This window comes from Prolixibacteraceae bacterium (assembly GCA_019856515.1).
GTDB classification, from domain to species: Bacteria; Bacteroidota; Bacteroidia; order Bacteroidales; family Prolixibacteraceae; genus Halosquirtibacter; species Halosquirtibacter xylanolyticus.
The window spans coordinates 4876720-4896451 of record CP082230.1; the positions used below are offsets into that span (position 1 = coordinate 4876720).

Here is a 19732-nt window from a genome sequence, read left to right on the forward strand (position 1 = left end):
CATATTATCCATATATCATCCAATCCTAAAATAGTTCTTAGGAGCCGAAGAACGATCAGTTAAACTATCTCTGGATAACCATCTGTGTACCGTTGTTTAAGGCTTTTGAATAGTTTTTATGAATTCGTTGTAAAGATTATTGTAGCTAATTGTTTTAAATGGGCTTATTATTTTTCCATTAATATCAATTACTCCACAATAGTTATAGCTGGATGAAGCAATGTAGAATTGACCGTTTGTTTCAGGAATAACGATTAGTTCTTCGTATTTGCAGGGTATAAGTTGTTTTAAATGATTATCTAAATCGATCAGTCCCATTTTACCATTAAGGCTGACCATCTGCAAAAAGTATTTCATGTCTTCATCTCGTCGATCAAAACCAATATCTAGCATGTCATATTTAGGTTTAATTAGCCATTCTCCAGTAGAAGCCATATAGCCAATCTTGTTGTTCACTGTTACGCGATAAATTCCTTTATAATGAGGTGCAACAGAAGTTACGTAATAGGGGAGGACTTTTTGACCATTACCATCATAAATATGACATTTAAATATTGAAGTATTATACAAACGACATTGAAGTTTTTTAGCAATAATCAGTTCTCCATTTAGTTCGATCTTATCGTATGTAGAGTCATTGATGGCAATCATATTCTTGTCAAGAATACAGAGATTATAATTTTTATTATCCCATACTTTTACAAGGTTAGAAGATAAAGCTCCTTTTAAACTATATGTATTCATTTTTGTGATGCTCTTCTTCTCAATGTCGAAATGGTAATTCTCCTCAGAATTCTTAAGGTAGTGAACGTTTTCAAATCCACGGTCAATACTATTGTAACTACGTGAGGTGGCAAAATTCAATTGACCTATCGGTAATTTATGAACCACTTCCCCTTTACGATTGAGTATTTCAGTTTTATCATTAAAACCATTTGTAAACAATTGTTGGTTAGGGTTAGCAGCCCTAAACATGGCATCAAAGACAATGTTATCGCGTTTTAGAATTCGGTAAATCACAACTTCCTTTATATTGCCTTTGTAAAATAGATAGTTTTCACAGAGGTTGGCACTAGGATCAAGTTCACTGTCTAGAAAGCTATCTTCAAGTAATCGCAGTGCATCCTCTTTATTATCAATAGCATCAAGTTTTTTCTTAAGCAGTCTATTCTCTTCAATAAATTTATCGTAAGCTTTCTCGCTGCGACAAGGGGTTGAATCAGTAAATCTATACTCATCTTCTAAGTACATTCCTCTGTCGTTTCGACATACTATTTTAATTATTTTATCGTTATTGCTTTCTAATGAAATAGAATTATTTTTCAGCTCATGAAGCGTGATGTCGTTATAGGTTTTTCCAACATCATCGACGGTTAATACCAAAGTATCGCATTCAAAGATGCTATTTAATGAGAAGTTTACGAGTAAGCTATCAATAGGTGCTTTTCTACCTATTTTACACGATTGGCTAAAGAACCCACACCAGTCAGAACTAACATTTTTTTCAATCTTACCGTTGGAAAAGAACACCTTACTAAGTTTGTAAGTAGGGTAGGTATAGAAATCACATGATTTTCCTGATGATAAGCTTTTTCCATCGGACATTGAGAAAGTAGTGAATGTACTCAGATCGGGTTCACGAATAATATAAATATTGTTGGTGTCCTTCCTGAAATGTTGACCAAATACATGTCCTTGTTTTACGAAGGTCATGTATGACGAATCATTCTTAGTAAAATTAAAGTCAACTCGTCGTGATAATTCTACCTCATCTTGTGGAGCATATTTTTTTAGCATTTCCCTATGAGTGTTCTTAAAATCCTCTAGATGTGAACCCGCAATTCCTTCTATTTTTTTGCTATTTTGACCAATGTTCTTACGCAACTTCCTTAACGACAACAGACGACAATCTTCCATGGTTTGATTGTGTTTGTTCTGCTCTCTGATACTTAATAACGCTCGCTTTTGTTCTAATTCCATATCTGTTGGAATATGAACATGAATTTTAGTTGAGAAACTGTTGCATGCTGAGTTTATAAAAAAGAGACTTATGGCAAGTAAGTAAGCTGTTTTGATATTCATGAAATTTACTCCGTTAAGTTTTAGTGTGCAACAAAAGTATAAAAATTCTTAGCACATGCCGTTTTATTGTGTGATTAAAATTCAATAGTTTGGTAACTCTTAGGTCGCATTTGTCCAATCGTCTTGGGTTTCTTTAATCACTTTATGTATTTTATTTTAGCTTGTATTTATTTCAAACTTTGATAAAAGTGTTTCTAGTAATAATTGACTACCTCCCGTTTTTTATCAGAAATCTAATTGAAGTTTCATTTGTGCTAGATCTAACGGAGGTTGTTTACTATGTATAGCATGTCTAGGGTAAGTGTTTGACAATAAAGGTTTAATTATTACACTTATCTTATAATAGATGAAATTCCGAAGTTTAGATACTTTGTTTTTATCAAGTATCTGAATCTTACTATCTAACAACAACCGAAGATACATTGTCTCTAACGTGTTATACAGGATTCCCGTTGCATTTGTTAAGATTGCCAACATGCTTTGCAACCCATCAAATTTATTTATTTGTATATACTCTATATCATAGCTTGACTTGATATGTCTATGGTATTCTTCTATTTTCCAACGAAAGCCATATGTTTCAAATGCTTCTTTTATGATTTCCGTTATTGAGCCCTTGGGTGAATTGGTCAACAACCAACATTTCCCTCCTGATTTTCGTTTAGTCGTAACAAGCCGTAGTTCATACTCCTTCTGCTTTATGCGATATTTAACTTTTAAGGCACCACACTGAAAACATATCTGTTTACTTTTGTTCTTACCTGTTTTATTCGCAGTTAATTCCATGAAGAATGGAATCTTTGTACCAATTGTAGAAACTGTAACTTCTTTGCCTTTGTACTCTAACTTAGTATTCTTTTTTAATCTTATTATGAAATTAGATTGCTGGCTAACAATATGATCCTTAAAAATTTGTCGATCATAACCTCGATCAAACACATAAGTTATTTTCTTTGATATGGCATTCTAAACTTCCTATACGGCCTCTATTGCTTCTTTATTTTCACTCTTTGCTCCATGATCGAAGCTGTACAATTTGTTGTACAAAGGCGTCATTTTCTTTGCCCTATTTATATGCACAATATTCATAAGCCAATAGTCTAATCCAATGGTGTTTTTATCACTGGATATGCAACAAAATATAGGACATTAAATTAAGCTAAGTTTAAATAGTTTATTTTTCCGAATTCAATAGGCGTCAGATACACCAGTGTTGCATGTCTTCTCTGTCTATTATACCACACTTCGATAAATTCCACAATGTCCACTTTTGCCTGAAAATGTGAGTAATAGTATTTATGATCTATCATTTCAGATTTGATTATTTTAAAGAAACTTTCGGCTACCGCATTATCCCAGCAATTACCTTTACGGCTCATGCTTTGAATTATTCCATTCTTAACTAACTTTTCTCTAAACTCCTTCGCTGTATATTGTACGCCTCTATCAGAGTGAAATATCATACCTGGCCTACTTTCATGATTTGTGTTAGCCATTTGCCAAGCTTTAATAATGGTGCATTCAGTAGTCATATTACTGGACAGAGATCAACCTATTACTTTACGATCAAAAAGATCAATAACAGTAGTCAAATAAAGCCATCCTTGATCAGTTGGTATATAGGTAATATCGGAAACCCAAACTTCCGATGGTCTAATTGGGTTAAAAGCTCTATTTAAATGGTTCTCGGATATCGAATTGGAATGATTTGAATCTGTCGTTTGGACTTTATATTTCTTATTTACAATGCTTTTGATAGACTCCTTCTTCATTATTCGCGCTACTCTATTTCTAGAGGTAACAACACCTAGGGCTTTTAATTCCGCCGCAATCTTGTGACTACCATAGCGAGCCTTTGATTCAGTATATATTTTACGTATACGAATCGTATCCTCTTTTAAAACAACAGTTCTTGGGCTATCATCCCTTGATAACCAGCTATAAAAACCACTTCGGCTTACTTTTAAAATACCACACATATCCTCGACAGTAAATTCAGTCCTATACTTTTTTATAAACTTAAATTTGTATTGTCGCTCTTGGAGAATATGCTCACTGCCTTTTTTAATATATCACGTTCTATTTGTGTCTGGCGTAGCTCTACTTTTAGTTTTGCGATTTCTTCTTGTTCTACAGTCCGAACAGGATTGCCATTTCCTTGAAAACTATTGCTTTCATACTTCTTGTGCTCGCGAACCCATCGGCGAACCATTGTTACTTCAAGATCCATATCAGCGGCTACTGATTGTGCTGTTTTGCCACTAAAACACAAATTGACAACCATAATTTTAAATTCTTTATCGTAACGTTTTCTTGTTTGCTTTCTCATAATCTAAAGATAAGGAGCTTAATTAAATGTCCGATCAAATGTAGCACATCCATAGTATTGATTTTAAGTATCTTAATTTGTGTGTGAAATGCAATATTTAAGTTGATTACAGATGTAAGAAACGATATATAGGAGTTACTAAGAAGGTCTAGTTTATTTATTGTCAAATAAATATGTGTTTTGTATTAGCTTTTAGTAATCATTTTTTATCTTCAATGAATCTAAAAGCACGAAGACAAGGTAAAAGTGAAAGTTGGATTGCTTCAATGTGTCTTTTGTAGAATTTAATGAAACTTCAAAGAAAACTTATACAGAAGTTTTCTTTTGTGCCTAAGTACATCATTCTATTTAGTTTATGTTATTATATTTGCTTGATACTTATGTTTAAGTGATTAAAAATGAGTGATATATATGGTGTCACGTATCGTAAGATATCATAAATTACGTCATTGGAAGTACTTATCTGAAATTAAAGTGTGTTTTAGCGATTCTAAGACACTTTCTTTTTTGAAAATGCAGATTGTAATCAGTGGAGTGAAAATAGAGGTGCTGGACCAATTTTATTTTCTTGAAACTTTCTGAGCAATCCCTATTTAAGGAGTGTGTTTCTCGAACACTCTTCAATATGTTAGATATTAGTTTGGCAAGACGTAATTTAATGATTGAGACAATTTATTTATTCTTCAGCATTATGGGAAAGGTAAACTTTCTACAGTTGTCTCGTTGTGAATCTATTTTACGTTAATGATGACGGAGATGGGAAATGCTCTTTCTGAGTAAGGAAAATAAGCAGAGGCAAGCAGCTTTCACTGTTGCCTCCACAAAGGAATATGTTATGGAACTTATAATACAAGAGTTACAATATGTGATAGGATATTTTCGGATATGAAAAGTCGATCTCTTGTCTCTCTCTTATTATAAATGAACTCTAAGACTATTTACTTAGTACTTTAAAAGTTTTTTGATCACCATTGGTGAAAATTACTTTTACTAAAATTATTCCATCATAATTAATTGAAATAACTTCGTTAGTTGAGTTTGAATTTACTTCTTTAAGTGTTGTTCCTAGTATGTTAAACACTGAAACTTTCTTAAGTTGTTTATCACTCTTGATATTTAATTGCTTGTTTGAAACATAGATGTTGCAATCTGATTTTTTATCAAAGCTAGAAGTAGAGACTACCTCGGTGATTGATTTAAAGCTTTTCCCATAATAAGCACTTCCCCATTGACTATGGTTTTGATATGCTACTAATGTTCCTTCAGGTACAATTAGCTCAGGATAGCTTTTGTCTTTCTCAGGAATTCCTAATGGATTATTATAAACATCCAAAAAAGGGTTCCATGAATAACCGTTATAGTTCGGATCCCCAACATTCGCGGTGAAATCTGGAAATGGGTTCTCAAGTCTAGAAGGATCGATGATTTTAGATTCAATCTTAGGTATGTTTGATTGTCCTAATAAGTTGTCTCCTATAAAATCAATATCTGCTGGTATAACGAAACGTGTGATACCTGTAGTGTGTCCAAAAGCACCATCTCCTAAACGCTTTACTTTATTACTCAAATCAACAGGTCCATTAAAATTAGTCGATTCAAAAGCACGTTCTCCAATGTTCACTAAATTCTTCGGTAATTTAATATTGGTTGTTAACCCAGTTAAGTTCGAGCATGAATTAGCACCAATTTCTTTTATGTAGTTGGCTTTACTGAAGTCCAACGATGTTACTTGGTCAGTCGTAATAGTACTACCCTTGGTATCATCAATTAATTTGGTTATACTATAAACTTTCACCCCATCAATATATTTAGGGACTTGAATGTCTGTGTCAGATCCTTTATAGGCTGTAATCGTAGCATATTCTACCCCTTCAATAGTAACATTTTGTGTATTCCAATCTTTGTGGGCCATGGCAGCTTGACATACCAATCCCATTAGGCATAAAAATAAAATTCTTCTCATAAATAAATGTTTATTAAAAAATGGTTGTTTTTGAGGGGATAAAAGGAAACCATATAAGCTTTATAACACGTTTATTGAATTACAGAACTAATAGTTTCAATGGCGAATATATATTGTTAAATAATACTTTGTTGATGTGTTATAATTATTTAACTACTATGGGCTTGTGTTTTGCGAACCAAATCATATTGTGTTTGTGATTGTGCTTATTTATAGTTGTTTGAGTGAAATAAAATGATGTGGGATACAAAAGAGAATAGGCTCTTAGTAATTATTGATGTTTTTGATAATTTATAATAGTGGTTAAAATAGGTGTTAATAAATGTATTATGTTAATATGTGGTCTCTATTTTTCTCTTGTTTTAATGTAAATTAACATACGAAATTAATTGTAAATAGTGTATCTTGATATCTTTAACTTAACTTGGTCTATTGAATAATTATCAGTCATTAAGTATTTTAGATATATTAACATAATACATCTTTGTCTTTAATATCAATAATGACCATTTTGTAGTAAATTTTTGAGCTATCTCGTCTTCGCCACTCTATTTTATTGTAAATTTGATCTACATAATTCACATTTATAACATTTATTATAAGTAAGAAAACTATGTGTAAGGATATCACTATAAGATGGGGAATCATTGGTTGTGGGAATGTCACAGAGAAGAAAAGTGGCCCTGCGTTTAATAAGGTCCCAAACTCGAAGTTAGTTGCAGTGATGAGAAGGGATAAGTCGAAACTAGAAGATTATGCAATGCGTCATGATGTGCCATTGACATTTACTGATGCTAATGCATTAATTGCTTGTCCTGAAGTCGATGCTGTCTATATTGCCACTCCCCCGAATTTACATGCTGCTTATGCTATCGCTGCCATGAAGGCTGGTAAGCCTGTTTATGTAGAGAAGCCTATGGCTACTACTATAGAAGAGTGTCTAGAGATGAATAGGGTTTCGATGGAAACCGGTATTCCGTTGTATGTTGCCTACTATCGTAGAGCTTTGCCAAGTTTCTTAAAGGTGAAGTCACTTCTTGATGAGGGTACATTAGGCAAGCCAATAGAAGTTGAAGTGGAGTTGTATCAACATCATGAACCAGAGAAATATGAAGGTGAGCTTCCGTGGAGAGTGATCCCTGAGGTTGCTGGTGCTGGACTATTTTATGATCTAGCGTCCCATACATTAGATTACTTAGTGTCACTGTTTGGTCCGATATTAAAAGCAGGAGGAGAGGCGATTAATGTTCGACAACTTCATCGTGCTGAGGAGCGTGTACATGGTGCTTTTGAGTTTGAAAATGGAGTTAAAGGTGTAGGTCGATGGATGTTTGATGCCAATTATGAAGATTTTTCTGATAAAATAGTTATAACTTGTGAAAATGGAACCATAGAGATGTCTACTTTCCAATTTACACCTATAGTTGTGAAGAGGAGAGGAGAGTCAGATCAAATCTTAGAGTATCCACGTCCTGAGCATGTTCAGTTGAACTTGATTGACTCTATTGTTAAATCACTGCGTGGAGAAGGAGATTGTCCAAGTACTGGGATGTCTGCAATGAATACCAATTGGGCAATGTGGTCTATGGTCAAGAAATTTTATATGGATCAAAATAAGTAGTCTTATGAAAATTGTTGTCGATGATAAAATACCTTATATCCAAGGTGTTTTTGAACCCTATGCTGAAGTGGTATATGCTCCTGGAGCAATGATTGATACTGCGATGGTAAAAGATGCAGATGCATTAATTATTCGCACGAGAACGAAGTGTAATAGAGAGCTCTTGGACGGTTCAAATGTGAAAATTATTGCTACCGCGACCATTGGTTTTGACCATATCGATCGATCTTATTGTGATGATCATGGAATCGTTTGGCAAAATGCACCAGGATGTAATTCATGGTCTGTTGCACAATATATGGCTGCGATGTTCGCATTGTTATATCTTGAAAAAGGGATAGATGTAAAGGGGTTAACATTAGGAGTTGTAGGCGTAGGTAACGTGGGACGTAAAGTTTCAAAGTATGCATCTCTTTTAGGCATGAAAGTATTGCTGAACGACCCTCCATTAGAGCGAGAAGGTGTGGATATGGATTTTGTCTCTCTAGATAAAATAAAGAGCGAGTCAGATATTATAACATTCCATGTTCCTCTATCAATGGATGGAGATGATGCAACCTTTCATATGGTGGACACAAAGTTTCTTTTGGAGTGTGAAAAGAAACCTATTTTGTGTAACACTTGTCGAGGAGAGGTGTTCGACACGGAAGTTTTGAAACAAGTTTTTGATCGAGAGCAACTTTCATGGCTTGTTGTTGATTGTTGGGAACATGAACCTGATATTGATCGTGTATTATTGAAAGAGGTATGGGTTACCACACCACATATTGCAGGATACTCTAGAGATGGTAAGGCTATGGGAACGGCGATGAGTGTAGCGACCATATCAAGTTATTTTAACTTGCCTATCAAGGATTGGTGGCCAGAAACGATAGAGGTGCCACAGCAGGTGGATATTGATTTGAGAGGATTGGATAGCAGAAAGGCATTATGGTTAGCAATTTCACATACGTATCGAATGGTAGATGAGATCGAGTTATTGAAAAATTCTCCTGAAACATTCGAGCAGCAAAGAGGATCATATCCTTTAAGAAGAGAATTTCCAGCTTATCGTGTCATAAGTGAAGACCTTTCAGTAGTTAAAATTCTCAAAGAAATGAACTTTCAAGTGGCTGAATTGTAGAGATTATAGTTGAAACTTATCATGTGATAGATAAAAGATATAATAGGATCTATTTGTCTTCTTTCTATTTCTAGTTATATTTGTTAGCATCAAAGTAGCCCAATAAAGACTCACGCTTTAAAGGAGATGTCTTTATTTAGTATTGTAGCATATAGAGAAAAGTATATCATGAAAAAAGCAGATATAGGATTAATTGGATTGGCAGTGATGGGCGAGAACCTCGTGCTAAATATGGAGAGTAAAGGGTATACTGTTGCGGTATATAATCGTACGGTATCTAAAGTAGATTCTTTTGTGAAGGGTCGTGGAGAGGGAAAGAACTTCATCGGAACACATTCATTAGAAGAGTTGGTTTCATCTTTAGAGCGTCCGAGGAAGGTGATGATGTTGGTAAAAGCAGGTCAGGCTGTTGATGCGTTGATCGATCAGCTGATTCCTTTGCTAGAGCCTGGTGATATCATTATTGATGGAGGAAATTCTCATTATCCGGATACAATTAGAAGAACGAAATATGTTACATCCCATGGGTTGCTTTATGTAGGAAGTGGTGTTTCTGGAGGAGAAGAGGGAGCTCTATTGGGACCATCTTTGATGCCTGGAGGATCTAAAGAGGCTTGGCCATATATCAAGGATATTTTTCAATCTATTGCAGCCAAAGTTGATGATGGTACTCCTTGTTGTGATTGGGTTGGTGATGATGGTGCTGGACATTTTGTGAAAATGGTCCATAATGGTATCGAATATGGAGATATGCAGATCATTAGTGAAGCCTATGATATGATGAAGCGTGTATTACACCTATCTCATGATGAGATGAGTGAAACATTTGCTCATTGGAATAAAGGAGATCTAGATAGTTATTTGATTGAAATTACGGCCGAAATATTAGCATTTAGAGATGAAAATAACGATCCTTTGGTCGAAAAAATATTAGATGCTGCTGGTCAAAAAGGAACAGGTAAATGGACTGCTGTTTCTGCGCTTGATGCTGGTATCCCATTGACATTGATTGGTGAGTCTGTATTTGCTCGTTGTTTGTCTGCTCAGAAAGATCTTAGAGTGTCTGCAAGTAAGATCTATGATGCTCCAAAAGTTGATTTTAAAGGTGATAAACAACAGTTTGTAGATGATTTAGAAGCTGCTTTACTTGGCTCAAAGATTATCTCTTATGCTCAAGGTTATGATTTAATGCGTGAGTCTGCCAAAGAAAATAACTGGGATCTTAATTATGGTGATATTGCCTTGATGTGGAGAGGTGGTTGTATTATCCGTTCCACTTTCTTAGGAAAGATAAAGGAGGCTTATGATAAAAATCCAACTCTAGAACACCTGATGTTAGATGATTTCTTTAGAGATAAGTTAGAGGCAGCCGCTAAAGGATGGCGTAATGTGGTGGCTACAGCTGTAGCTAACGGTATTGCTGTTCCTGCACTCTCATCGGCATTGTCTTATTTTGATGGTTTTAGAACTGCAGATTCTCCTGCAAATATGTTGCAAGCACAACGTGACTATTTCGGAGCACATACCTACGAAAGAAAAGATGGTAAGCGTGGTGAGTTTCATCATACGAATTGGACTGGACGTGGTGGGGATACTGCTTCAACAACATATAACGTCTAATTAGATTCATAATGAACGAATGGTTGTACTTGGTATTGGGATGTTGGTTTGTCTCTTCACTTTTTGTGTTTTTTCGTCCAGCCCCAGTGCCTAAAAAAGGTATTGTCTCACGTTTCTATAATTGGATATTGAACTATGCACAATCTGTTGCATGGTTCATTTTTGGTTTCTACTGTTTGGTGCACTATAATGAAGCATCTTGGTGTTACTCTATTTCCAATGTAATGCTCATTTTTGCAGGAGCATTATATTTTATGTTTATAGGAGCCGTGATTCATGTTAAGTTTACCAAAGGTCGATAGCGTTGCGTTTTTGAACATGCAATTTGATGTTTAAGAATAAGATTGTACACTATAAATATTTACTTGTTATGAAAAAAGTTGCAGTGATCCTTTCTGGATGTGGTGTTTATGATGGTACTGAAATCCATGAAGCTACTTCTACACTTATTGCACTCTCGATGAGAGGTATCTCCTATCAGTGTTTTGCACCGAATATAATGCAGCATCATGTGGTTAACCATCTAACTGGTGAAGAGATGGAAGAACAGAGAAATGTGTTGGTTGAATCAGCTCGAATTGCAAGAGGAGATATTAAAGAGATAGGGGATTTTAGTGCTGAGATATACGATGCAGTAATCTTTCCTGGTGGTTTTGGTGTTGCAAAAAACTTGTGTGATTTGGCATTTAAAGGGGCCGAATGTGAAGTGAATGAAGATATTCGTAAGGTGATTCTTTGGATGGTTAAAGAGGAGAAGCCAATTGGTGCTCTTTGTATATCCCCTGCTATGATTGCAAAAGTCTTACCCCATGCGGATCTCACTATTGGTCAGGACCAAGATACAATTGATGTCATTGAAGCGATGGAGGGTGTTCATCACAAAACCAAAAGTTGTGAGGTGATTGTGGATGAGAAATATAAGCTAGCTACAACTCCGTGCTATATGCTTGATGTATCTATTGCTGAAGTTTTTCAGGGGGCACTGAATATTGTGGATGAGATTATTCAGTTGTGGGAAGAGAAGAAATAACCACAACTCTTATCTAGATAAAAGATCGGTAATGCAGCCACCTTGTAGGGGAGCATTACCGATCTTTTGTTTTAAGTTGGGTGTGCGTTTCTATTTTTTGATATTTGTAATTGCTTGACCACTCGATCCGCTAGGACTTGGTATTGATATTAAATAGCTAATTGAAGGAGTCAGGTCAGTTGCATTATATAGTTTCGGATCATTATAGTGACGAATTCCATTTCCTAAGAACATAAACATTAACTGTTTATCTCCATAATAGGATGGAGTACTATAACGGTCTTTAACAGCCCAGTTTGGTCGCAATTTGAATACGACATCTCCCGATCTTTTGGCATTGAATCCATGGCTAAAAGGGAGGTTGTTTTGTGAGGTGAAGTCTGTTTGAAGAAGTGTTGATGCACTCCATGCCTGCGAAATGGCTTCAAAGTCTTTTAAGAAGGTGGCTGTCTCGTTCTGAAATTCGGTTAGGCTTAGCTTTCTCTTGCGGATAAGGTCTCGATCAAAAAAGATCTGTTGGTTCTCAGATAGAAGAATCCAATTCCCTTTTTCAAATCGAATATTAAGGTAAGACTTTAGAAGTGCCGTAGCTGCTGTGGGGTCAAAGTATTTTACAGGCATCTTCAGCTCTTCGTTAAGATATTCTACCCCATATTGCGTCGGGTTAAAATTAGCAATAGATACAAGGTAATTTCCTTTGCCATATTTTTGATCTAGGAAGCTTAGCATGGATGCTATATTGGTGTCAAGCCTCAGAAAAGTATCTTCCATCTCCATTGAAGTTGGACCAAAATTAATACCTTCACTATCCATGGTAGAGAAGACTATATTTAGCTGGTAAACAGATTGGTCCTTGCCTAGTTCTTCTGACTCAATGAGGTTTTTGGCAAAGTCTGATACTAGCTGATTGCCGTAAGGTGTTGACTTCAAAATTTTGTAACTGCCACTTTTTTTATGTAGGTCTTCCAAGTCATGAGGAAATGAATTGTATCGCTGTGCATATCCTTTTTCTAAGATATAATCATCTGCCAAACTCTCCGAATACTCTGATTCAGGAAGAAGAGGTTCCCATTTTCTTGTGATGTAATCATCTATAAGGCGTTTTTTATTGAACAGAAAGGCCCATTCAGGAAAAGTCTCTAGATAGTAAGAAGAGGAGATGAAGTTCCCACTCGTATTATCTAACCAATATGCACCATCTGATATGTGGCCACTCGCTAGAATTGCTGTGTTGCGATTTAGAGAGATTGTATAGGTTTTTGATCTCTTTAGTGAAATTTGTTTTATCTGATCTCCCATTGTAGGGACAAGAAGATGGTGTGCAGATGCTTTACCTTCATCAGAATCGCTTCCAACTGTAATATAGTAGGGGTCATCAACGGCTTCTACCTTCTCGTTATTTAGCCAATGGTACCAATGGTTACTAACAATTCCATGAACTTGTGGCCATGAACCTGTAGTTAACGTGGTAATAGAACTTGAGCGGTCCATTACTGATTGACTCATCTGTACATTAGAGCAAATATAACCTTGACGATAGAATCGTTTGAAACCATCTTCTCTTAAGTGTGGCCAATAGCGTATAATATAATCATTTCTCATATTTTCAATGAATATATTTACCACAACTTTCGAAGAGTTGTTCTGTGCAAAAGATGGAATATTAACTACCAGCAGTAATAGAGGTAGTAGTAGTTTGATGGAGTGCTTCATTTGTGTAAAAACTTGTATGGTGTGTTTAATAATATTGGATTAGGGTTCATTCGACCAGCTTGTAAAAGGGGATATGCAGAGTTGTGAATTGTAATATTTATCCTCTCCTGAAACCTCTTTAATGATCCATTGGGGAAGTATTACCTCTTCGGTGGATTCATTTAACTCCACTTCCGCTAAATATAGTCCTCTGTTCTCATCTTCAAAAATGTCAATCTCCCATAGATGAGGTGGATTGTGATAGTAGTACCTCTTTTTATTGATCTTATTGGAGGTCATCTTTAATAGTTGCTTTGCATCATCGATGGGTATGGTGTATTCAAATTCATCTCTAGTAATACCTTCAGTCCTACCTTTGATGGTGAGAAAAGCAGTCGTGTCTTTTATCCGAACCCGAACTGTTTTGTTGGGATCTGTTGATAGATAGCCCTGTTCTATGCTGGAGAAGGGAAGACCCTCTAGCGGAATATCTTTTGAGATAATAAACTTTCTTTCAATTTCTTTTGCCATAAAGATGTGTAGTTTCTGTTGCGTTGAAAGCAAAGGTAATTATATAGATGATGGTAGTCAAATAGCGATCTATTAATCTTTGACAAAAAGATGTATATATTTAGAGCAATGATTGTCAATAACGATGAAATAATTAGAGCTTTGATTGAGAATCTTCTATTTTGAATTACTTAAAATAGAAGGATCTATTTGCAATTCTTATTATGATGTCGGTTATTGTGTGTTCTAATTTATTGAGAATGAGTTTTGTAGTTCTATTTTGAGTTCTATGATCAATATGTGGTAAATAAGTTGTGATCCTAAATAAAATAGTCTATTTTTGCAGTCTTATTTTTTAGAGAAACATATGAGTTTTGATACATTAGGATTACGCGAAGAGTTAGTGTTAGGGGTCAAAGAGTTAGGTTTTGAGAACCCTACACCAATTCAGTCTGAAGCGATCCCTTTATTGCTAGAGGAGCAGTCGGATTTTGTCGGATTGGCTCAAACGGGAACTGGGAAAACAGCAGCATTTGGTCTGCCATTATTGAATAGTATTGATTCTACTATTAGTGACACTCAGGGTGTCATAGTCTGTCCAACACGTGAATTGTGCCTTCAAATCGAAAAAGATTTGAATAATTTTGCAAAGATGATGCCTTGGGTGCGTATCGTGTCTGTATATGGTGGGGCTAATATCGCATTGCAAATCAAAGAGCTTAGAAGAGGAGCACATATTATTGTGGCTACTCCAGGGCGTTTTGTTGACCTTATTTCGAGAGGAAAGGCTCGTCTAGAGCAGGTTAAGGTTGCAGTGCTTGATGAGGCTGATGAGATGCTAAATATGGGCTTCAAGGCTGAATTAGATGCCATCTTAGAAGCAACCCCAGACCACAGATCTACTTGGTTGTTTTCTGCAACCATGCCAGCAGAGGTTAAAAGGATTTCAAAAGCTTACATGTCCAACCCGAAAGAGTTATCGGTTGGAGGAGTGAATGAAACTTCAAATAATATTTCTCACGAATACTATGCTGTTCGTGAAAGAGATCGTTATGAAGCACTAAAACGAGTTATTGATTTTCAGCCAAATATCTATGGTGTTGTGTTCTGTCGCACTAGAATGGAGACACAAGAGATTGCTGATAAATTAATGAGAGATGGTTATAGTGCCGATTCATTACATGGTGATTTATCTCAAGCACAACGTGATGCTGTGATGAACTCATTTAGAAAGAAACGCATTCAAATGTTGGTTGCTACTGATGTAGCTGCTCGTGGAATTGACGTTTCAGATCTTACCCATGTAATTCATTACAAATTACCAGATGATCCAGAAGTGTATACACACCGAAGTGGTCGTACTGGACGTGCGGGTAAAAAAGGTACTTCTATTGCCTTTATTACAAGCAAAGAACAACGTCGTATTCAAGATATTCAACGAACTGTAAAAGCTAAGTTTGAAGCAAAAGAGATACCTTCTATTGAAGATATTTGCCAAACTAAACTTTATTCTTTAGTTGATGACCTAAAAGATGTTACGGTTCATGATCAAGAGATTGATCAATATATTGAAAAGGTTTCGGATAAATTAGATGAGCTTTCAAGAGAAGAGTTAATCAAAAAGATTGTTTCTAAAGAGTTTAATCAATTCTTAGATTACTATCGTAATGCTCGTGATATCTCTTGTGATTTCAAACAACTGTCTAAGAGATCAAGAGAAGATCGTAGTAGTCGTACTAGTCAGCCTACTAGGAGCGGAATGTCTCGATTCTTTATCAATGCAGGTCATCTTGATGGCTTGAACAAAGGTGCATTGGTTCGTATCATTTGTGAGTCAACAAATATGCGTGGTCACCTTATCGGTGCTATTGATATCAAATCGGCATACTCTTTCTTCGAGGTAGAAACTAGTTCTTCTGATCAAGTAGTGAACTCTTCATCTAACTTTGACTTTGAAGGAAAGAGTTTAAGAGTCGAGAAAGCCGAAGGTGGCGGTGGAAGTGATCGTCGCAGTGGCGGTGGAGATCGTCGTCGTAGTGGCGGTGGAGATCGTCGTCGTAGTGGCGGTGGAAGTGACCGTCGTAGTGGTGGAAGCGACCGTCGTGGTGGTGGAAGTGACCGTCGTAGTGGTGGAAGTTCTGATCGTCGCGGTGGTGATGGAGATCGTCGTAGTGGAAGTGGAAAATTTAATGGAGGAGATGATAATTTCCACGATAATGGTGGTGGAAATCGCCGTTTTGGAAATAAAAGAAGAAGTTTTAAGAGAAGTAACTAATCTTAAAAACTCCATTTACAATATTAAAAGCTACAACACATTATGTGTTGTAGCTTTTTTTATATCCTCTCCTCTCATTGCTTCATTGAACCAAATTATATGGTAATACATACAATGGATGTAGTCCCTTTATCTTACCTTTTTTATAAATGTCGTTGTCTATTTTATTTATGTGTCTACCCATATGGTCAAACACTATTTCAAGGCTTTATATCTTAACTGTATTGGTTTTCAGTGATGTCTAAAATCATCCAAAATATTCGCTTTTACCTCCCCTATATTGCGATCGAATTATGTTGCATTTATTCATCGCCTAATCTTGCTAAAAGTATTAAAATGTGTAATTTAGATGTTATTAAAGAATAAAAATTATGTATCCATAAATAAAGTTGGCATATTTAAAGAATAATATGTACAACAGTAAAGGGGATAATGGTATTTAGGGTTTAAAATCACAAAACAAAATAATAACAGTCTATGAAGTATCTTTTGCATTATATTGTACTCTTGTTGCTTTTAGTGGGGTGTGGCAAAACTGGTAACAAAAGTAATGTAACAACAATTATTCCTAATCCAGTAAGATATGAAACAGCTTCAGGGAGCTTTAAGTTAAAACAGGGCCTTACGATTAAAAGTAATAGTGCATTAGTGCTATTGCAAGAGAAGGACTTGATTCATTTCTTTAAAAACTTTTGCGCTGTAGAGGTGAAGAAGGGAAAGTCGTTAGATGAGTCAGACCTGAAGATCTATTACGATAAGAGGTTGGGTTTAGGAGAAGATGGTTATGCTTTAACCGTAACGAAAGAGAATATTATCGTTAAAGCAAGTAGTAAAGGAGGGGTAATATATGCCATTGAAAGCCTTATTCAGTTAACCAAAAAAGGAAAGGATGGCCAGTTCGATATTCCTTGCGTTGATATCACTGATAAGCCTATTTACCGAGATCGTATGCTACGCCTAGATGTCTCACAGCGTTTAATGCCCGTCGACGAAGTGAAGCGTATTATCGATTACATGACATTCATGAAACTAAATCGCTTGGTGTTAGTGATTGGCAAAGGAGATTACATGAGAGTCAATCTCTCGTCATATCCAAAATTAAGTGGGGACACAAAATCATTGTATAACCGTAATGATGTGTCAAATATATTAAGCTATGCCCATCGAAAGAATGTAACTATCATTCCAGAAGTGGCACTGTTCGATAATAACTGTGCAGTCAAGAATCATTACCCTAAGTTTTGTGATGCTTCTAGTTATGGAGAGGTGGTAAACCATACAAATTTCGAGAAGAATTGCTATATGGATTTTCTAAATCCTACAGTGTCTACATTTGTTACCTCTGTAATAGGGGAAATTGCCACTATGTTCAAAGCAAAGTATGTTTGTATCGGTAATGTGACAGATTTATCGGTAGATAAACAATACAGTCAAGATCTGAGTGCTGGTTCAAAATTAGATCGATTTACTGATCGTTATGGCAGAATGCAGTCTAAACTCATTAAAAGTGTTGACAAACAGTTCTTTGAAAAAGGAGTGGAGTTAGTCTTTGTGGATAATGGATGGAAGTATACCAATAGAAAGGGAGCTTTGACTATCGTGATGAGTTCCACCGCGATCTCTTATGTGAATTTAAATAGAGGATTAAGAGTCATTGAGGCTCCCAACACTATCTATGATTTCGATCGCCCTCAGTCAATGAATAAGGTCTCTAAGACAACAAAGAACTTGACGACATTGAAGAAAGTCTATGAGTTTAATCCTGCGGTAGAAGGTGAGAATATCGATCGTAAAAACGTCTCTGGGGTATGTGCTATGATTGATGCAGCAAAATCACCATCGTTGGATGTGATGACCTACAAGATGTTTCCAAGAATCCTTGCCGTTGCTGATAGAAGTTGGGGAGGAATTCGTAATGATGATTGGAAAAGCTTTTTGAGAGGTGTAAATAGAATAGAGGACGTTTTCAAGCTATATAACATCTCTTATGGAGAACCTTCATATATCGTACATGCATATAATAACTTTAATGAAGAAGGTCAGGTGGTATTGACTCTTTACAATGAGATCGGCGCACCAATCTACTATACTCTTGATGGTACTCTACCTTCTAAATCTTCGAAGGTTTATGATGGACCGATGGTGATGTCGGATAAGTACTATGTAAATGCATGTTGCTTCCATTCTGATGGTTCGATATCAAAGGTGACCAAAAGACATTTTGTGAAGCATATGGGGATTCATAAATATGTATCAGTTAAGTATCCGTTCTCAAAATTAAAAACGAGTGGCGGAGGGATGCGTATCAGTGATGGATTTACTCAATATTTCCAGCGAATGGACCTTAATGATGTTGATTTAACTGTCGACCTAGGGCAAGAGTATCCTGTTACACGCATCGGAACAAACTGGATGGTCGACTTAAAGAAAGGTGCTTTTATGCCCTCTTCTGTAACCTATTATATCTCAAGAGATGGAAAAAATTTCTCTATGATTTATAAAGAGGTGTATGAGCAACAGCCAGACAATATGAAGAGAAGAATTGAGAATGTATCTTGTTTTCCGAATGGAAAAGAGGCAAGATATGTTCGTGTGCTTGCAAAGAACATCCGTATCATTCCTAAATGGCATAAAGATATGGGTAAATTTGCATCATTATATGTTGATGAACTTGTGATTGAATAAGTTTACTTTGGACAAATAAAAAAAGGAGTTGTGTTATCAACTCCTTTTTTATGATTTGAATTTGCATCTTCCGACTGGATTGTCTCTGTCATGCCAGTCCAATATACCATAACTATGCAGTGGGTGTTACCACTGAATTGGAGTAATCCCTTTGCTCTTAAGATAACTGTTGGTGTCTGAGAATGGTTTGGTCTCAAAAAATCCCCTATGTGCCGACAGTGGGCTTGGATGGACTGATTGAAGAATAAGGTGTTTGTTTTGGTCAATCAACACTTGCTTCTTCTGTGCATAGGCTCCCCATAAAATAAACACCACATTCTCTTGCTTCTCTGAAATCGTCTTTATTACAGTATCTGTAAATGTCTCCCACCCTTTTTTCTGATGTGATCCTGCCTTACTGGCTTCAACAGTGAGTGTGGCATTAAGAAGAAAGACCCCTTGTTCTGCCCACGCAGTGAGGTTACCATTGGTCGTATATGGAACATTAACATCCAACTCTCTTACCTTAAATATATTTCGTAAAGATGGAGGCAATGCTATCCCCTCATTGACTGAAAAACAGAGACCGTGGGCTTGATTGGCACCATGATAAGGGTCTTGTCCAAGAATAACCACCTTAACCTGTGTAAGTGGTGTCAGATGAAAGGCCTCAAAGACATGCTTTGCTGGAGGATAGATTGTCTTAGTGCGATACGCCTCTTTTACAAAATCAGTTAACGTCTTGAAATACGGTTGGGCAAACTCACTCTTAAGTGCCTCTTTCCAGCTAGTTTCTATTTTTACATCCATAGTATTGTCTGTT

General features: G+C 36.1%; 16 protein-coding genes. 7 read left to right on the forward strand and 9 right to left on the reverse strand.

Annotated elements, in window-relative coordinates:
• Window positions 1-96: 96 nt before the first annotated feature.
• The 6 genes from K5X82_17900 to K5X82_17925 form a co-directional block, all read right to left on the reverse strand.
• Window positions 97-1980 carry a hypothetical protein gene (locus tag K5X82_17900; GenBank protein QZT37085.1) on the reverse strand — a complete coding sequence of 628 codons (1884 nt, stop codon included), beginning with the start codon at window positions 1978-1980 and terminating at the stop codon, window positions 97-99.
• Between the two features lie 327 nt (window positions 1981-2307).
• On the reverse strand, window positions 2308-3021 hold the full coding sequence (locus K5X82_17905; protein QZT37086.1) for a transposase: 714 nt from the start codon (window positions 3019-3021) through the stop codon (window positions 2308-2310).
• Window positions 3022-3236: 215 nt separating this feature from the next.
• The gene (locus tag K5X82_17910) at window positions 3237-3578 is read right to left on the reverse strand and encodes an integrase core domain-containing protein (protein ID QZT37087.1); all 342 of its coding nucleotides are present in this window, start codon (window positions 3576-3578) and stop codon (window positions 3237-3239) included.
• A 51-nt stretch (window positions 3579-3629) separates the two neighbouring features.
• Entirely contained in the window at window positions 3630-4151 is a 522-nt protein-coding gene (locus K5X82_17915; protein ID QZT39154.1) for an IS3 family transposase, read from the reverse strand.
• Window positions 4094-4411 (reverse strand): transposase, encoded by a 318-nt coding sequence (locus K5X82_17920; GenBank protein QZT37088.1) that lies wholly within the window; start codon window positions 4409-4411, stop codon window positions 4094-4096. The genes K5X82_17915 and K5X82_17920 overlap by 58 nt, the downstream gene beginning before the upstream one ends.
• Before the next feature lie 934 nt (window positions 4412-5345).
• Window positions 5346-6374, reverse strand: a complete 1029-nt coding sequence (locus K5X82_17925) for a leucine-rich repeat protein (protein ID QZT37089.1) — start codon at window positions 6372-6374, stop codon at window positions 5346-5348.
• Window positions 6375-6987: 613 nt separating this feature from the next.
• On the opposite strand from K5X82_17925, the gene K5X82_17930 reads away from it, so the two are divergent.
• The 5 genes from K5X82_17930 (at window position 6988) to elbB (ending at window position 11768) form a co-directional block, all read left to right on the forward strand.
• Entirely contained in the window at window positions 6988-7995 is a 1008-nt protein-coding gene (locus K5X82_17930) for a Gfo/Idh/MocA family oxidoreductase (protein QZT37090.1), read from the forward strand.
• A 4-nt stretch (window positions 7996-7999) separates the two neighbouring features.
• On the forward strand, window positions 8000-9118 hold the full coding sequence (locus K5X82_17935) for a 4-phosphoerythronate dehydrogenase (protein QZT37091.1): 1119 nt from the start codon (window positions 8000-8002) through the stop codon (window positions 9116-9118).
• A 168-nt stretch (window positions 9119-9286) separates the two neighbouring features.
• Window positions 9287-10738: a decarboxylating NADP(+)-dependent phosphogluconate dehydrogenase gene (gene gnd / locus K5X82_17940; protein ID QZT37092.1), complete on the forward strand. Its 1452-nt coding sequence runs from the start codon at window positions 9287-9289 to the stop codon at window positions 10736-10738.
• An 11-nt stretch (window positions 10739-10749) separates the two neighbouring features.
• Window positions 10750-11040, forward strand: a complete 291-nt coding sequence (locus tag K5X82_17945) for a hypothetical protein (GenBank protein ID QZT37093.1) — start codon at window positions 10750-10752, stop codon at window positions 11038-11040.
• 26 nt (window positions 11041-11066) lie between these two features.
• The gene (gene elbB / locus K5X82_17950; GenBank protein QZT37094.1) at window positions 11067-11768 is read left to right on the forward strand and encodes an isoprenoid biosynthesis glyoxalase ElbB; all 702 of its coding nucleotides are present in this window, start codon (window positions 11067-11069) and stop codon (window positions 11766-11768) included.
• 90 nt (window positions 11769-11858) lie between these two features.
• On the opposite strand, the gene K5X82_17955 is transcribed toward elbB, so the two are convergent.
• Together K5X82_17955 and K5X82_17960 are read right to left on the reverse strand one after the other, a co-directional pair.
• Window positions 11859-13481 carry an alkaline phosphatase family protein gene (locus K5X82_17955; protein QZT37095.1) on the reverse strand — a complete coding sequence of 541 codons (1623 nt, stop codon included), beginning with the start codon at window positions 13479-13481 and terminating at the stop codon, window positions 11859-11861.
• Window positions 13482-13520: 39 nt separating this feature from the next.
• A complete protein-coding gene (locus K5X82_17960) occupies window positions 13521-13991 on the reverse strand; it encodes a CYTH domain-containing protein (protein ID QZT37096.1) in 471 nt (156 codons plus the stop codon).
• A gap of 346 nt (window positions 13992-14337) precedes the next feature.
• Here K5X82_17960 and K5X82_17965 point away from each other — a divergent pair, with 346 nt between their 5' ends.
• Both K5X82_17965 and K5X82_17970 read left to right on the forward strand, forming a co-directional pair.
• Complete coding sequence (locus K5X82_17965) at window positions 14338-16245, forward strand: DEAD/DEAH box helicase (protein ID QZT37097.1); 1908 nt, start codon at window positions 14338-14340, stop codon at window positions 16243-16245.
• A gap of 477 nt (window positions 16246-16722) precedes the next feature.
• Window positions 16723-18930: a family 20 glycosylhydrolase gene (locus K5X82_17970; protein ID QZT37098.1), complete on the forward strand. Its 2208-nt coding sequence runs from the start codon at window positions 16723-16725 to the stop codon at window positions 18928-18930.
• Between the two features lie 126 nt (window positions 18931-19056).
• Here K5X82_17970 and ung read toward each other — a convergent pair whose 3' ends face one another.
• Window positions 19057-19719 carry a uracil-DNA glycosylase gene (gene ung, locus K5X82_17975; GenBank protein QZT37099.1) on the reverse strand — a complete coding sequence of 221 codons (663 nt, stop codon included), beginning with the start codon at window positions 19717-19719 and terminating at the stop codon, window positions 19057-19059.
• Window positions 19720-19732 lie beyond the last annotated feature (13 nt).

What these genes read in the sequence shown, in the direction of transcription:
- K5X82_17900 (QZT37085.1), bottom strand. Translation starts at nt 1,980, where the DNA reads ATGGAATTAGAACAAAAGCGAGCGTTATTAAGTATCAGAGAGCAGAAC.
- K5X82_17910 (QZT37087.1), bottom strand. Translation starts at nt 3,578, where the DNA reads ATGGCTAACACAAATCATGAAAGTAGGCCAGGTATGATATTTCACTCT.
- K5X82_17920 (QZT37088.1), bottom strand. Translation starts at nt 4,411, where the DNA reads ATGAGAAAGCAAACAAGAAAACGTTACGATAAAGAATTTAAAATTATG.
- K5X82_17925 (QZT37089.1), bottom strand. Translation starts at nt 6,374, where the DNA reads ATGAGAAGAATTTTATTTTTATGCCTAATGGGATTGGTATGTCAAGCT.
- K5X82_17930 (QZT37090.1), top strand. Translation starts at nt 6,988, where the DNA reads ATGTGTAAGGATATCACTATAAGATGGGGAATCATTGGTTGTGGGAAT.
- K5X82_17935 (QZT37091.1), top strand. Translation starts at nt 8,000, where the DNA reads ATGAAAATTGTTGTCGATGATAAAATACCTTATATCCAAGGTGTTTTT.
- gnd (QZT37092.1), top strand. Translation starts at nt 9,287, where the DNA reads ATGAAAAAAGCAGATATAGGATTAATTGGATTGGCAGTGATGGGCGAG.
- K5X82_17945 (QZT37093.1), top strand. Translation starts at nt 10,750, where the DNA reads ATGAACGAATGGTTGTACTTGGTATTGGGATGTTGGTTTGTCTCTTCA.
- elbB (QZT37094.1), top strand. Translation starts at nt 11,067, where the DNA reads ATGTTTAAGAATAAGATTGTACACTATAAATATTTACTTGTTATGAAA.
- K5X82_17955 (QZT37095.1), bottom strand. Translation starts at nt 13,481, where the DNA reads ATGAAGCACTCCATCAAACTACTACTACCTCTATTACTGCTGGTAGTT.
- K5X82_17960 (QZT37096.1), bottom strand. Translation starts at nt 13,991, where the DNA reads ATGGCAAAAGAAATTGAAAGAAAGTTTATTATCTCAAAAGATATTCCG.
- K5X82_17965 (QZT37097.1), top strand. Translation starts at nt 14,338, where the DNA reads ATGAGTTTTGATACATTAGGATTACGCGAAGAGTTAGTGTTAGGGGTC.
- K5X82_17970 (QZT37098.1), top strand. Translation starts at nt 16,723, where the DNA reads ATGAAGTATCTTTTGCATTATATTGTACTCTTGTTGCTTTTAGTGGGG.
- ung (QZT37099.1), bottom strand. Translation starts at nt 19,719, where the DNA reads ATGGATGTAAAAATAGAAACTAGCTGGAAAGAGGCACTTAAGAGTGAG.